This is a genomic window from Curtobacterium sp. MCLR17_040 (genome assembly GCF_003234735.1).
Taxonomy (GTDB): Bacteria; Actinomycetota; Actinomycetes; order Actinomycetales; family Microbacteriaceae; genus Curtobacterium; species Curtobacterium flaccumfaciens.
The window spans coordinates 1-13,019 of the sequence record NZ_QKTE01000012.1; the positions used below are offsets into that span (position 1 = coordinate 1).

11 protein-coding genes are annotated in these 13,019 nt (G+C 71.6%); 9 read left to right on the forward strand and 2 right to left on the reverse strand.

Annotated elements, in window-relative coordinates; all coding sequences use genetic code 11:
• Positions 1-54: 54 nt before the first annotated feature.
• A complete protein-coding gene (locus DEJ01_RS11390; protein ID WP_111093033.1) occupies positions 55-1,212 on the forward strand; it encodes a hypothetical protein in 1,158 nt (385 codons plus the stop codon).
• Positions 1,213-1,231: 19 nt separating this feature from the next.
• On the opposite strand, the gene DEJ01_RS11395 is transcribed toward DEJ01_RS11390, so the two are convergent.
• Positions 1,232-2,728 (reverse strand): trypsin-like peptidase domain-containing protein, encoded by a 1,497-nt coding sequence (locus DEJ01_RS11395; RefSeq protein ID WP_258375696.1) that lies wholly within the window; start codon positions 2,726-2,728, stop codon positions 1,232-1,234.
• Between the two features lie 159 nt (positions 2,729-2,887).
• Between DEJ01_RS11395 and DEJ01_RS11400 the strand changes: the two genes are divergently transcribed.
• From DEJ01_RS11400 to DEJ01_RS11420, 5 genes are all read left to right on the forward strand, one after another.
• Positions 2,888-3,922 carry an iron ABC transporter permease gene (locus DEJ01_RS11400; RefSeq protein ID WP_111093034.1) on the forward strand — a complete coding sequence of 345 codons (1,035 nt, stop codon included), beginning with the start codon at positions 2,888-2,890 and terminating at the stop codon, positions 3,920-3,922.
• A complete protein-coding gene (locus tag DEJ01_RS11405) occupies positions 3,919-4,950 on the forward strand; it encodes an iron ABC transporter permease (protein WP_258375697.1) in 1,032 nt (343 codons plus the stop codon). The genes DEJ01_RS11400 and DEJ01_RS11405 overlap by 4 nt, the downstream gene beginning before the upstream one ends.
• 135 nt (positions 4,951-5,085) lie before the next feature.
• The gene (locus tag DEJ01_RS11410; RefSeq protein ID WP_051596676.1) at positions 5,086-5,565 is read left to right on the forward strand and encodes an FHA domain-containing protein; all 480 of its coding nucleotides are present in this window, start codon (positions 5,086-5,088) and stop codon (positions 5,563-5,565) included.
• Positions 5,565-6,269 (forward strand): MerR family transcriptional regulator, encoded by a 705-nt coding sequence (locus tag DEJ01_RS11415; RefSeq protein ID WP_111093035.1) that lies wholly within the window; start codon positions 5,565-5,567, stop codon positions 6,267-6,269. The genes DEJ01_RS11410 and DEJ01_RS11415 overlap by 1 nt, the downstream gene beginning before the upstream one ends.
• Positions 6,270-6,453: 184 nt before the next feature.
• On the forward strand, positions 6,454-7,014 hold the full coding sequence (locus DEJ01_RS11420; RefSeq protein WP_027465231.1) for a MerR family transcriptional regulator: 561 nt from the start codon (positions 6,454-6,456) through the stop codon (positions 7,012-7,014).
• 475 nt (positions 7,015-7,489) lie between these two features.
• Here DEJ01_RS11420 and DEJ01_RS11425 read toward each other — a convergent pair whose 3' ends face one another.
• Positions 7,490-8,302 (reverse strand): ParA family protein, encoded by an 813-nt coding sequence (locus tag DEJ01_RS11425; protein ID WP_027465232.1) that lies wholly within the window; start codon positions 8,300-8,302, stop codon positions 7,490-7,492.
• Between the two features lie 60 nt (positions 8,303-8,362).
• On the opposite strand from DEJ01_RS11425, the gene DEJ01_RS11430 reads away from it, so the two are divergent.
• The 3 genes from DEJ01_RS11430 to DEJ01_RS18435 all read left to right on the forward strand — a co-directional run bounded on the left by DEJ01_RS11430 (position 8,363) and on the right by DEJ01_RS18435 (position 12,553).
• Positions 8,363-11,773 carry a pyruvate carboxylase gene (locus DEJ01_RS11430; protein ID WP_111093036.1) on the forward strand — a complete coding sequence of 1,137 codons (3,411 nt, stop codon included), beginning with the start codon at positions 8,363-8,365 and terminating at the stop codon, positions 11,771-11,773.
• A 1-nt stretch (position 11,774) separates the two neighbouring features.
• Complete coding sequence (locus tag DEJ01_RS11435; protein WP_071405406.1) at positions 11,775-12,278, forward strand: peptide deformylase; 504 nt, start codon at positions 11,775-11,777, stop codon at positions 12,276-12,278.
• A 143-nt stretch (positions 12,279-12,421) separates the two neighbouring features.
• A complete protein-coding gene (locus tag DEJ01_RS18435; protein WP_258366694.1) occupies positions 12,422-12,553 on the forward strand; it encodes a hypothetical protein in 132 nt (43 codons plus the stop codon).
• The last annotated feature ends 466 nt before the right edge of the window (positions 12,554-13,019 follow it).

Below are 13,019 nucleotides of genomic sequence, written 5' to 3' on the forward strand. Positions count from 1 at the left end.
ATAAGAGACAGAGCCGCAGGCCCCCGCGCCCCGCTCCCGACATACGCTCATCCCATGGCAGTCCCCGTCTCGCTCGGCACCGAGGACCGCACCGCCCGCCTCACCCTCCGCCGCCCGGACTCCTGGCGCCGCGAGGACTCAGCCCAGGCGGACCTGCGCGTCACCGGCGACGACGTCGTCCTCACCGTCCGATCCCGCCCCAGCGACCGCGCGATCGGCGACGAGAACACCGGGCTGCTCGAACGGCTGCCCGGCTCCGTCGAGGGCCTGCTGCTCGTCGGCTGCGACCCGTGGACCACCGCCGGCGCCCCGGCCCGGCTGGTCGAGTACGTCCGGCCCGACGAGCACGGCGACGTCGCCGGCACCCACCTGCTCTTCGTCACCGGTCGGCACCGCGTCGACCTGACGATCGAACGCCCGCTCGCCCGGCTGCTCGAGACCGACGACCTCGTGCTCGCGGTCCTCGAGAGCGTCCGCGCCACCGAGACGGTCCCGGTCCGCCCCGAGCGTGACCTCGAACCCCTGCCGGCCCCCGCCCCGGCACCGTCGCTCGACGGCCCCCGCCTCAGCACGGACGCGATCGGCACCCTGCAGAGCCTCGCCGGACGCCGGTGGAACCCCACGCTCCTCCGCACCGCGGCGGGCCGCGAACTCATCGAGGCGGGCCTCGTCGGCCGACTCGGCACGCTGCCGGAGTCGACCCAGACCCTCCTCGAACCCTGGCAGGGCGATGCCCAGCCGGTCACGCTGGAACAGCACCTGCCCGACGGGGGCGAGCCGCGCCTCCAGGCCTGGTCGCAGACCGTCGTCGACGGGACCGACGCGGCGGGTGCCGTGGTCGCGTCCGTCACGCCGGACCGGGCCGTCGCGCTGCTGGCCGGGAGGCTCGGCATCGGTCCGACGTGGACCTTCCCGTTCCGCACGGGGTCGCTCCCAGGGCACCTGCTCGGCCGCAGGCTGGCCGGCGGTCCGGACGCACCGGACCTGCCGGAGGCCCTCGCCGAGGCGGACCCGCGCCTCGCGCGGTTCTGGGCCGCGCCGTGGACCGTCTCGTACCTGCGTCGACCGGGCAAGCCGAAGCCGATCACGATCGTGCGGGCCGAGGGGCACGGGTTCGCGCGCGTGGGCGCGACGAAGGCCGGGGAGACCGCCTTCCGGACGGACTCCCCGGCCAACGTCTACCGGTCGGTGGTGCGGGCGCTGCTGGGCTGAGCGCGCCCGGGTTCTCCCGCTACGCGGCGGGGCCGGCGGTCAGGGTGATCGTGACCGTCTTCGCGGCGCCGGTGCTGTCGGTGTAGCGGACGCTCACCTTGTCGCCCACCGAGTGGGACTGCACGACCTTGGTGAGCTGGTCCGAGCTCGTGACCGCGGTGCCGTCGATGCTCGTGATCGTGTCCCCGGCGGTCAGGCCGGCGCTCGCGGCGCCGGAGCCCTCGACCGTGTCGGCGACGGCGACGCCGCCCGTGGTGCCGGAGGTGTTGCTGACCTCGACCCCGAGGAACGCGGGCAGCCCGATGGTGATCGTGCTCGAGGACTCCCCGGCGAGGATCTTCTCGGCGATCGTCTTCGCGGTGGTGATCGGGATGGCGTAGCCGGTGACGTCGGCGGTGCCGGAGGACGCTGCCGTGGCCATGCCGATGACCTCGCCCTCGCTGTCGAGCACCGGTCCGCCGGAGTCGCCGGAGACGATGTCCGCCGAGATCTCGATCAGGCCGGTCAGGGACTCGGTGCCGGTGCCGGACTCGCTCTGCACCTGGATGTCCTGGTCGGTCGCGGTGACGGTGCCCTCGGCGGCGACGAGGTTGCCGGTGCCCTCGGCGTTCCCGACGTCCTTGACGGTGTCGCCGGTGCTCGGCTCGCCGTCGTCGTCGAGCGTGACCGTGGACAATCCGGAGGCGTTCTCGAGCTTCAGCACGGCGACGTCGTTGGTGGCGTCGGCCCCGACCACGTCGGCCTTGTACTCCTTGCCGGTGGTCTCGTCGGTGACGGTGATGCTCGTCGCGCCCTGGATCACGTGGTTGTTCGTCAGGATCGTGCCGTCGGAGGTCAGGACCATGCCGGTGCCGGCCGCCTGTGACGACTCGTCGTAGTTCAGGACGGTGTTGATCGTCACGACGCCCTTCTTGTCGGCGGCCGTCGCTGCGGTGGCGGGGGACTGGGTCGTGCCCGTGCCGGTGCTGCCGTCGCCGCTGGTGCCGCTGCCGCTGCCGTCGCCGGGCACCGTGAAGCCGTTCGTCCCGTCGCTGCTGCCGGTGCCGCCGGTCCCGTCGGTGCCGGATCCGGTGTCGGGCAGCGTGGTGGTGCCCTGCGACTGGCTCGACGTCGTGGTCGTCCCCTGCGAGGACAGGCCGAGGGCGGTGCCACCGGCCGCGCCGACGATTGCGAGCGCGGCGATGCCGGAGCCGATCATCAGTCCCAGGCGACGCGGGCGCTTCGTCGTACCGGGATGGTTCGCGGTCGCCGCCGAGTACGCCCACGCGTGGTTCGCGCCGGCGAGGGCGGGGCTGCCGATCAGGTACGGGCCGCGGCCGTCCGGCGTGTAGGCGTAGGGGCCGGAGCCGTCCGGACCGTAGAGGTAGGGACCGGAGCCGTCGAACGCGTACGCCGGGCGCAGGGAGGCCGGGTCAGCGTGCGGCGCCTCCCGGTGCATCCCGGGAGCCTGCTGCTGCGCGGCGGGGGTGCCGTCCTCGTCGTGGTCGGCGGCTGCGGGGTTCGGGGTCTCGTTCATCGGTGCTCTCCGGTCGTCCCTCGACGACCCGGTCGGGCGTCGATGGAGACCAGTACAGGGCGCTTCCCCATGACGAGCCTATGAACGAACCCTGCGCACGCTCCGGGCTTGCTCGGGGGACGCCGAGTGGGGCTCCGGCGTTAGGGTGGCCTTACTTCCATGCCTCCGTCGACGTCCACGCCCCCGGCTCCCAGCTCCGTCCCCCGACTCGTCGGTGCGACCGTGCTGGCGGTCGTCGTCCTCGCGGTGGCGTGTGCGCTGTCGATCGCGTACGGCTCGCGGCCGATCCCGCTCGGCACCGTCCTCGACACGGTGATGCACCCCGGGCGGAGCGACGAGGTCGGGCTCATCGTGCTCGGCAACCGTGTGCCCCGCACCGTCGTCGGACTGCTCGCCGGAACCGCGCTCGGGGTGGCCGGGGCAGTCATGCAGGGCGTGACGCGGAACCCGCTCGCCGACCCGAGCGTCCTCGGCATCAACTCCGGTGCGACACTGGCCGTGGTGGCCGGGATCGCGGTCTTCGGCGTGAGCGGCACGGCTGCCTACCTGCCGTTCGCGTTCATCGGGGCCGCACTCGCCGCCGTGCTCGTGTACGGGATCGCGACCGTCGCCCGTCGTGGCCTCTCACCTGTCGGACTCGCCCTCGCCGGAGCCGTGGTCGCCGCGGCGCTGTCGTCGGTCACCACCGCGGTGCTCGTGACCGACCAGAGCCTGCTCGACCAGCTGCGGTTCTGGCAGGTCGGTGCCCTCGCCGGCAAGGACCTCGGCACGGCGGGGATCATCACGGCGCCGGTGCTCGTCGGGCTGGTGATCGCGTTCGGCCTCGGTCGGTCGCTGAACACCCTCGCGCTCGGGGACGAACTCGCGGCGTCGCTCGGGCAGCGGGTCGTGCTCGTCCGCGCCGTCGGCGGTCTGGTCGCGGTGCTGCTGGCCGGCTCCGCGGTGGCCGCCGCCGGGCCGATCGCCTTCGTCGGGCTCGCCGTGCCGCACGCCGTCCGCCGACTGAGCGGCCCCGACCACCGCTGGACCATCCTGCTGTCGGCGATCGTCGCCCCCGCGCTGCTGCTCGTCGCCGACGTGATCGGTCGCGTCGTGGCGTACCCGGGGGAGCTGCAGGTCGGCATCGTCACGGCGTTGATCGGGGCGCCGGTGTTCATCGCGCTCGTGCGGTCGAGGGCGGTGCGGGGACTGTGAGGCAGTTGTTCGGCTCCGGCCGCCCGCGGTCCGGCGGTCTGCGCCGCTCGGCCGGCCTGCGTCGTGAGGTCGCGGTGCTCGTCGCCGTGGTGGCGGTCGTCGTGGTGCTCGTCCTGGTGGGGCTCGGCGCCGGTTCGATCCCGCTCACCCCGGGCCAGGTGCTCGCCTCCCTGTTCGGCCAGGGGGACCGGATCTCGGACTTCGTCATCGGGCAGCTCCGCGGGCCGCGGGTGCTCGGTGCCGTCCTCGTCGGCGCCAGTCTCGGCGTCGCTGGCGCGATCGTGCAGAGCGTCGTGCGGAACCCGATCGCGAGCCCCGACGTCATCGGGATCACCTCGGGGGCCAGCGCCGCCGGACTCACCGCGATCGTGCTGTTCGGTGCCAGCGGTGGCACGCTCTTCTCGGTCGTGCTCGTCGGCGCCGTGGTGGTCTCGATCGTCATCGCCGGGCTCGCCTGGCGACGGGGGATCACCGGCAACCGGGTGATCCTCGTCGGGATCGGTGTCGCGGCCATCTGCCTGAGCATCACCGGCTGGATGCTCACGAGCGGCACCGTCACCCAGGCCGGCACCGCGCTGCTCTGGCTCTCCGGCAGCCTGAACGCCGTCGACCGCGACCTGGTCGGGGTGCTCGGCGTCGCGTTCGTCGTGCTCGGCGTGCTCGCGCTGCTGCAGTCCGCCCGTCTGCAGGTCCTGAGCCTCGGGGACGAGGTCGCGGCCGCACTCGGACTCCGGCCGGACCGGGCGAAGGTGCTCCTGCTCCTCACCGCCGTGTGCCTGACCGCCGCAGCCGTCGCCACCGCGGGGCCCGTCTCCTTCGTGGCGCTGATGGCCGCGCCGATCGCCCGACGCCTGGTCGGCGGTGGACGGGTGGCACTCGCGCCGGCCGCTGCCGTCGGAGCCGCGATCACGCTCGGCAGCGACCTGCTGGCACAGTTCGCCTTCCCCGGCACCGCGCTGCCGGTGGGCGTCGTGACAGGCGTCGTGGGAGCGCCGTACCTGCTCTGGTTGCTCGCGCGGGGAAGGTGACGCCGGGTCCCACGGGTCGCTGACGCGGCTCGTGCGTTCGCGGATCGCGGAAGTCCCTCCACAGTCCCAGATCGGGGCTGCCGCTCGGGGCTTCGTTTCCGATACGCTGGTGGGCCAAGAGGAGGAGGTCCACCGATGCCAGATCCAGTGGTCCCGCAGCCGGGCGGTCAGAAGACCCCGGAGCAGCGGCTGGTCGACACCACGCTGACCTTCAGCATGGACATGGGCGCGGCGCTCACCGCCGAGTCCGGTGTCTCGACCGAAGAACGTGAAGCCGTCAACGCACTGCCCTCCGGGTCGGCGTTGCTCGTGGTCCGTCGCGGCCCCAACGTGGGTGCGCGGTTCCTCCTCGACTCCGACGTCACGACGGCCGGTCGACACCCCGACGCCGACATCTTCCTCGACGACGTCACCGTGTCGCGCAAGCACGCGCAGTTCCTGCGCCACGGCACGAGCTTCAGCGTCAAGGACAACGGCTCCCTGAACGGCACGTACTTCGACGGTGTCCGCATCGACGAAGCGCTGCTCACCGACGGGGCCGAGGTCCAGGTCGGCAAGTTCCGCCTGACGTTCTACGCATCTCGGGTCGACCTGGCGCGCCTGGCGAACGCGTAGTGGCCGCACGGTCCGCTGCGGCCCGGGCGGGGTCCGCGGCACCGGACCTGCTCACCATCGGGCAGGTCCTCGCTCGCCTCAAGCCCGAGTTCCCGGACCTGTCGAGCTCCAAGCTGCGGTTCCTCGAAGAGCGCGAGCTCGTCACCCCGATCCGCACGGCCAGCGGGTACCGCAAGTTCTCCGCTGCCGACCTCGAGCGGCTCCGGGTGATCCTCGGACTGCAGCGTGACCACTACCTGCCGCTCAAGGTCATCAAGGAGTACCTCGCCGACCTCGATGCCGGACGCGAACCCGTCCTGCCCGGCGGAGGCGATGCGCCGAAGCCGTCGATCCTCGGACGCGAACGCCGGTACACCCGCGACGAGACGGTCCGGGCAGCCGGCGCCTCACCGATGCTCCTCGCCGACGCGGTCTCTGCTTCGCTGCTGCCGGCCACCGACACCTACGGCGACGACGGCGTCTCCGTACTGAAGGCCCTGGTCGAACTGCAGCGAACGGGTATCGAGCCGCGACACCTCCGCACGTTGCGCAGCACCGCCGAGCGCGAGGTCGGTCTCATCGAGTCCGCCCTCATGCCGGTCTTCCGCCGGGGTGACGCGACCTCGCGTGCGAAGGCCACCGAGCTCGCGCGTGAGATCGCCGGGCACCTCGAGATCATCCGGTCGAACCTCATCCGCCAGGCCATCGGTCGTCTCGACGCATGACGCCGTCCGCCGCTCCGACAGGGCTTGTGTGTCAGTGGCCGAGGCGTATCCTCGACACGCCGGACGCGCCGGGTCGGATGTCCCGCGCGGGAGCGGTCGGAGTCGCTACCGTGGACCTCGGAACAACTCTCAACCCGTCGTTGAAGCTTCGGGTGGGAGCTCGATCGTCGTGGAAGGCAAGCTCATGAGTGGGAACGACACCCCTGGCACCGAGTCTGATGTGACCCGGTACGACCTCGGGCTGCTCTTCACCGATGGTCTGCCCGAGCACGACGAGCAGAACGGCTACCGCGGTACCGTCGCCGCACGGGCAGCCGGCATCTCGTACCGACAGCTCGACTACTGGGCCCGCACCGAACTCGTGCAGCCGACGATCCGTGGGGCCGCCGGCTCCGGATCGCAGCGCCTGTACGGGTTCCGCGACATCCTCGTGCTCAAGCTCGTGAAGCGCCTGCTCGACACCGGTATCTCACTGCAGCAGATCCGCACCGCGGTCAACCAGCTCCGGGAGTCCGGCGTCTCCGACCTGGCGCAGACCACGCTGATGTCCGACGGCGCCTCGGTGTACCTGTGCACCTCCGACGACGAGGTCATCGACCTCGTGTCCCGCGGCCAGGGTGTCTTCGGCATCGCGGTCGGCAAGGTCCTGCGCGAGGTCGAGAGCTCCCTGGTCGAGCTCGACGCCACCGCGGCGGCCGACCCCTCCGACGAGCTCGCCGCTCGTCGCGCTTCCCGCGCTTCCTGACCGTTCGGGTTCCGGCCGAGTGGTCGCGAACCGTCGTGTGCGCGTCGCCGAGTGGCCAAGAACTGTCGCCTGCGACGCCGTCTGCCGACGGTTGGTGACCGCTCGCCGGACGTGAGCGGCATGTTGTGACCGCTGGCGAGCCGGGGTCGGGTGTGTCTGCCGGGGTCGGGGTGGGCCTCCCGGCAGTCGCCGAGGTGTCACGAACCGTCGTGTGTGAATCGCCGAGGTGTCACGAACTGTCGGCTGCGACGCTGCCGGCCGACAGTTGGTGACCGCTCGTCGGACGCGAGCGGCATGTCGTGACCGCTGGCCGAGCCGGGGTCGAGCGTGTACGCCGGGGCAGGCCTCCCGGCAGTCGCCGAGGTGTCACGAACTATCGGCTGCGACGCTGCCGGCCGACAGTTGGTGACCGCTCGTCGGACGTGAGCGGCATGTCACGCGACCGCGACCGCGCCGCGACCGCGCGCGCACCGACCTACGCGGCGCCACCCTCGGCGTACGGACCGATCTTGCCGGTGCGCATGATGCGCTCGAGCAGCTGGTCGAAGTTCTTCGCCATCTCCTGCGCGGACTCGCCGGGCCAGACGTGCAGCGGCTTCGCGGCACCCTGCGCCTGCTGCAGCGACGTGCGCTCCGGCAGCTGCGGCGAGAGCACGAGCGGGCCGAACATGTCGCGGAGTTCCTTGATGCGGAACTGGTGCTCGAGCGACTGCACCCGGGCACGGTTCACGATGATGCCGAGGGGCTGCAGGCGCGGGGAGAGTCCGCGGCGGATCTCCTCGATGGCGCGCAGCGCACGGTCGGCGGCGGCGACGGAGAACAGGCCGGGCTCGGTGACGACGGTGACGCGGTCGGACGCGGCCCACGCGGTGCGGGTCAGGGCGTTCAGCGACGGCGCACAGTCGATGAGGACGAGCTCGTAGTCCTGTTCGACGTTGGCCAGGGCCTCTTCGAGCTTCCAGATGTCGCGGATCGACGGGTGCGGCCCGTCGAAGTTGATGGCGGAGGGCGACCCGACCATGACGTCGATCTTGCCCTGCGACCCCTTCGTCCAGCCCGAGGGGGCGATCGCCTGACGGACGATCTTCTCCTTCGGGTTCTCGAGGACGTCGGCGACGTTGAGGTGGCCGGCGAGGTTGATGTCGAGGCCCGTCGAGACGTCGGACTGCGGGTCCAGATCCACCACCAGCGTGCGCAGTCCCTTGGCGAACGCGGCCGAGGTCAGGCCGAGCGTCACCGTCGTCTTGCCGACACCACCCTTGAGGGAGCTCACGCTGAGTACATGCACGTTGAGCAACGTTACCGCCACTAGGGTTGTCTCACCTCAACCCGGGCTGAAAGGGACGTCGTGTTCACGAAGATCCTCGTTGCGAACCGTGGCGAGATCGCCATCCGCGCGTTCCGTGCCGCCTACGAGTTGGGGGCCCGTACGGTGGCCGTCTACCCGTACGAAGACCGGAACTCCCTGCACCGTCTCAAGGCCGACGAGGCCTACCTGATCGGGGAGCGGGGCCACCCGGTCCGGGCGTACCTGGACGTCTCCGAGATCATCCGCGTCGCCCGCGAGTCGGGGGCCGACGCGATCTACCCGGGGTACGGGTTCCTGTCCGAGAACCCCGAGCTCGCCGCGGCAGCAGCTGCGAACGGCATCACCTTCATCGGTCCGGGCGAGCACGTGCTCGAGATGGCCGGCAACAAGGTCACCGCGAAGGAGCACGCGATCGCGGCCGGCGTCCCGGTCCTCGCGAGCACCCCGGCGAGCCGCGACATCGACGAACTGATCGCCGGCGCGGACGCGATCGGGTTCCCGGTCTTCGCCAAGGCCGTCGCCGGTGGTGGTGGACGTGGCATGCGCCGGGTGGAGACGAAGCCCGAGCTGCGCGACGCCCTCGAAGCCGCCATGCGCGAGGCCGACAGTGCGTTCGGCGACCCGACGATGTTCCTCGAGCAGGCCGTCATCCGTCCGCGCCACATCGAGGTGCAGATCCTCGCCGACGCGACCGGCACCGACGCGGGCACGATCCACCTGTTCGAGCGGGACTGCTCGGTCCAGCGGCGCAACCAGAAGGTCGTCGAGATCGCGCCAGCGCCGAACCTCGACCCCGCGATCGCGCAGGCACTGCACCGTGACGCCGTGGCCTTCGCCCGGTCGATCGGGTACGTGAACGCCGGCACCGTGGAGTTCCTGCTCGACACCGAGGGCGAGCGCGAGGGGCAGCACGTCTTCATCGAGATGAACCCGCGCATCCAGGTCGAGCACACGGTCACCGAAGAGGTCACCGACGTCGACCTGGTGCAGTCGCAGATGCGCATCGCGGCGGGGGAGACCCTCGCCGACCTCGGCCTGTCGCAGGACACCGTCGCCGTGCACGGCGCCGCGCTGCAGACCCGCATCACAACCGAGGACCCGACGCAGGGCTTCCGTCCGGACACCGGCCGGATCAGCACCTACCGCAGCCCCGGCGGCGCGGGCGTCCGGCTCGACGGCGGCACGGTCGCCACCGGCGCGCAGATCAGCCCGCACTTCGACTCGATGCTCGCGAAGATGACGTGCCGCGGCCGTGACTTCACGGCGGCGGTGTCCCGGGCCAAGCGCGCCCTCGCCGAGTTCCGCATCCGCGGCGTCAGCACGAACATCCCGTTCCTGCAGGCCGTACTCGAGGACCCGGACTTCGCCCGCGGCGACGTCTCGACGAAGTTCATCGAGGAACGCCCGCAGCTCTTCGGTGGCCACGTCTCGAAGGACCGCGGCACGAAGGTGCTCACCTGGCTCGCCGACGTCACGGTGAACAAGCCGAACGGGGAGCGGTCGCCGCTGGTCACCGACCCGGCCGACAAGCTCCCGGCCACCGACCTGACGGCGCCGGTGCCCGAGGGACAGCGCGACCGCCTGCTGGCGATGGGTCCGGCCGAGTGGTCGAAGGCCCTGCGCGCCCAGACGGCCCTCGCGGTGACCGAGACGACGATGCGGGACGCCCACCAGTCGCTCCTCGCCACTCGGGTCCGCACGAAGGACCTCGTCGCCGTCGCACCGCACGTCGCGCGGCTCACCCCGCAGCTGCTCAGCGTCGAGGCCTGGGGTGGCGCGACGTACGACGTCGCCCTCCGGTTCCTCGGTGAGGACCCCTGGGAGCGCCTGTCCTCGCTGCGCGAAGCGATGCCGAACATCCCCATCCAGATGCTGCTGCGCGGCCGCAACACGGTCGGGTACACCCCCTACCCGACCGAGGTCACCGACGCCTTCGTCGACGAGGCCGCTCGGTCCGGCGTCGACGTCTTCCGCGTGTTCGACGCGCTCAACGACGTGAGCCAGCTGCGTCCCGCCCTGGAGGCCGTGCTCGCGACCGGCACGGCCGTCGCCGAGGCGGCGCTCTGCTACACCGCCGACCTCCTCGACCCCGCGGAGGACCTCTACACGCTCGACTACTACCTCCGCCTGGCGGAGCAGATGGTCGACGCCGGCGCGCACGTCATCGGCATCAAGGACATGGCCGGGCTCCTCCGCGCCGGTGCGGCCGAGAAGCTCGTCACCGCGCTGCGCGAGCGCTTCGACCAGCCCGTGCACGTGCACACTCACGACACCGCCGGCGGCCAGCTCGCGACCCTGCTCGCCGCCTCGCGCGCCGGGGCCGACGCTGTCGACGTGGCCGCAGCACCCATGGCCGGCACGACCAGCCAGCCGAGCATGTCCGCCCTGGTCGCCGCGCTGGCCCACACCGAGCGCGACACCGGTCTGTCCCTCGACGCCGTCGGTGACCTCGAGCCGTACTGGGAGTCGGTTCGTCGCGTGTACGCCCCGTTCGAGTCCGGGCTCGCCGGTCCGACCGGGCGTGTCTACAAGCACGAGATCCCCGGCGGTCAGCTGTCGAACCTCCGGCAGCAGGCGATCGCCCTCGGCCTCGGTGACCGGTTCGAGCAGGTCGAGGACTGGTACGCCGAGGCGAACCGGATCCTCGGACGCCCCACCAAGGTCACGCCGTCGTCGAAGGTCGTCGGTGACCTCGCGCTGCAGCTCGCCGCGGTCGGTGCCGACCCGGTCGACTTCGAGCAGAACCCCGACAAGTACGACATCCCGGACTCCGTGGTCGGGTTCATGGCCGGCGAACTGGGCGACCTGCCCGGCGGCTGGCCCGAGCCGTTCCGCTCGAAGGTCCTGGCCGGGCGCGACGTCCGACTCGAGATCACCCCGGTGCCCGCGGAAGAACGCGCGCACCTCGAGACCCCCGGGCCGGAGCGCCAGCAGGCCCTCAACCGCCTGCTCTTCCCGCAGCCGACGCAGCAGTTCCAGCGCGTGCGGGAGCAGTACGGTGACCTGTCCGTCGTCCCGACCGTCGACTACCTGTACGGGCTGCGCCCCGGGCAGGAGCACAGCGTCCCGCTCGGCAAGGGCGTCGACCTGTTCGTCGGGCTCGAGGCGATCGGCGAGGTGGACGCCAAGGGCATCCGCACGGTCATGGCGACGATGAACGGGCAGCTCCGCCCGGTCGCCGTCCGCGACCGTTCGGTCGAGGTCGAGACGAAGGCTGCCGAGAAGGCCGACGCGTCCGACCCCAAGCACGTGGCCGCGCCGTTCTCCGGCGTGGTGACGCTCAAGGTCGCCGTCGGTGACGTCGTCGAGGCCGGTACGCCGGTGGCGAGCATCGAGGCGATGAAGATGGAAGCGGCCATCACGGCGCCCGTGTCGGGCACCGTCGGCCGTCTCGCGATCCCGGCGACCCAGCAGGTGGACGCCGGCGACCTCCTGGTGGTGCTGCAGTAAATTGACCGTTCGTCCCATCCGCCTGTTCGGCGACCCCGTCCTCCGCTCGCCGGCCGACCCGATCCGCCCCGAACTGCTCGGCAGCGCCGGGGTCCGTGACCTCGTGCAGGACCTCATCGACACCGTCAAGGAACCCGGACGTGCCGGAGTGGCCGCGCCCCAGATCGGCGTCGGACTCCGTGCGTTCTCGTACAACGTGGACGGTGAGGTCGGCTACGTCCTCAACCCCGAGATCGTCGAGGTCTCCGGGGAGCCCGAGCTCATGGAAGAAGGCTGCCTCTCCGTCCCGGGGCTCGGCTACCCGACGCGTCGCTCCCCGTACGCGAAGGTGCGGGGTGTCGACGTCGACGGCGACGAGGTCGTCCTCGAGGGCACCGGCTTGATGGCCGAGGCGCTCCAGCACGAGTGCGACCACCTCGACGGCACCGTCTACGTGATGACGCTCGACCCCGAGGTCCGCCGCCAGGCACTGCGCGACATCCGTGCGCAGGACTGGTTCCACTGAGCGCTTGCACAGTCCCGCGTTCGCCGGCTGTGAACTGTGGTGTGACACCCCCACGGGGGATTGTCGCTTTGTCCTGACGAGGGGGTACCGTGCTGCTGTCGGCCTCCCACCGACGACCATCCCATCCCCCCCAGGACTCCCGCATGACCAGTCAGAACGACGAGCTCAGCTCGCACCGCACCCGCACCAACCGTCGACCGGCCGAGACCACCGTCACGACCGGTTCGACCGCCGTCCTCGACGCCCCCGCGACGGAGCAGTCGCAGGAGGCCTGAGCCCCGCAGGCGCCCCCGGCGCCCGCTGTACGGCCTGGAGGCCCGGATCACGTCCGACGGACGTGATCCGGGCCTCCAGGCCGTTGCGTCTACACCCGCGCGTACCTGGCGGAATCGGGCGTCCCTGGTCGGAAGAATCGACCCGGTACGCCCGGATCGACCCGGTACGCCCGAATCGACCCGGTACGCCCGAAACGACCAGGTACGCCCGGAGCTGATCGCTCAAAGGGGCGGCCGCGCGCGTACCTGGCGGAATCGGGCGTACCTGGTCGGAAGAACCGACCCGGTACGCCCGGAACGACCAGGTACGCCCGAAACGACCTGGTACGCCCGAATCGACCCGGTACGCCCGAATCGACCCGGTACGCACGGGGCTGGTCGCTCAGCGGGGCGGCCGCGCGCGTGCCTGGCGGAATCGGGTGTACCTGGTCAGAAGAATCGACCCGGTACGCCCGAAACGACCAGG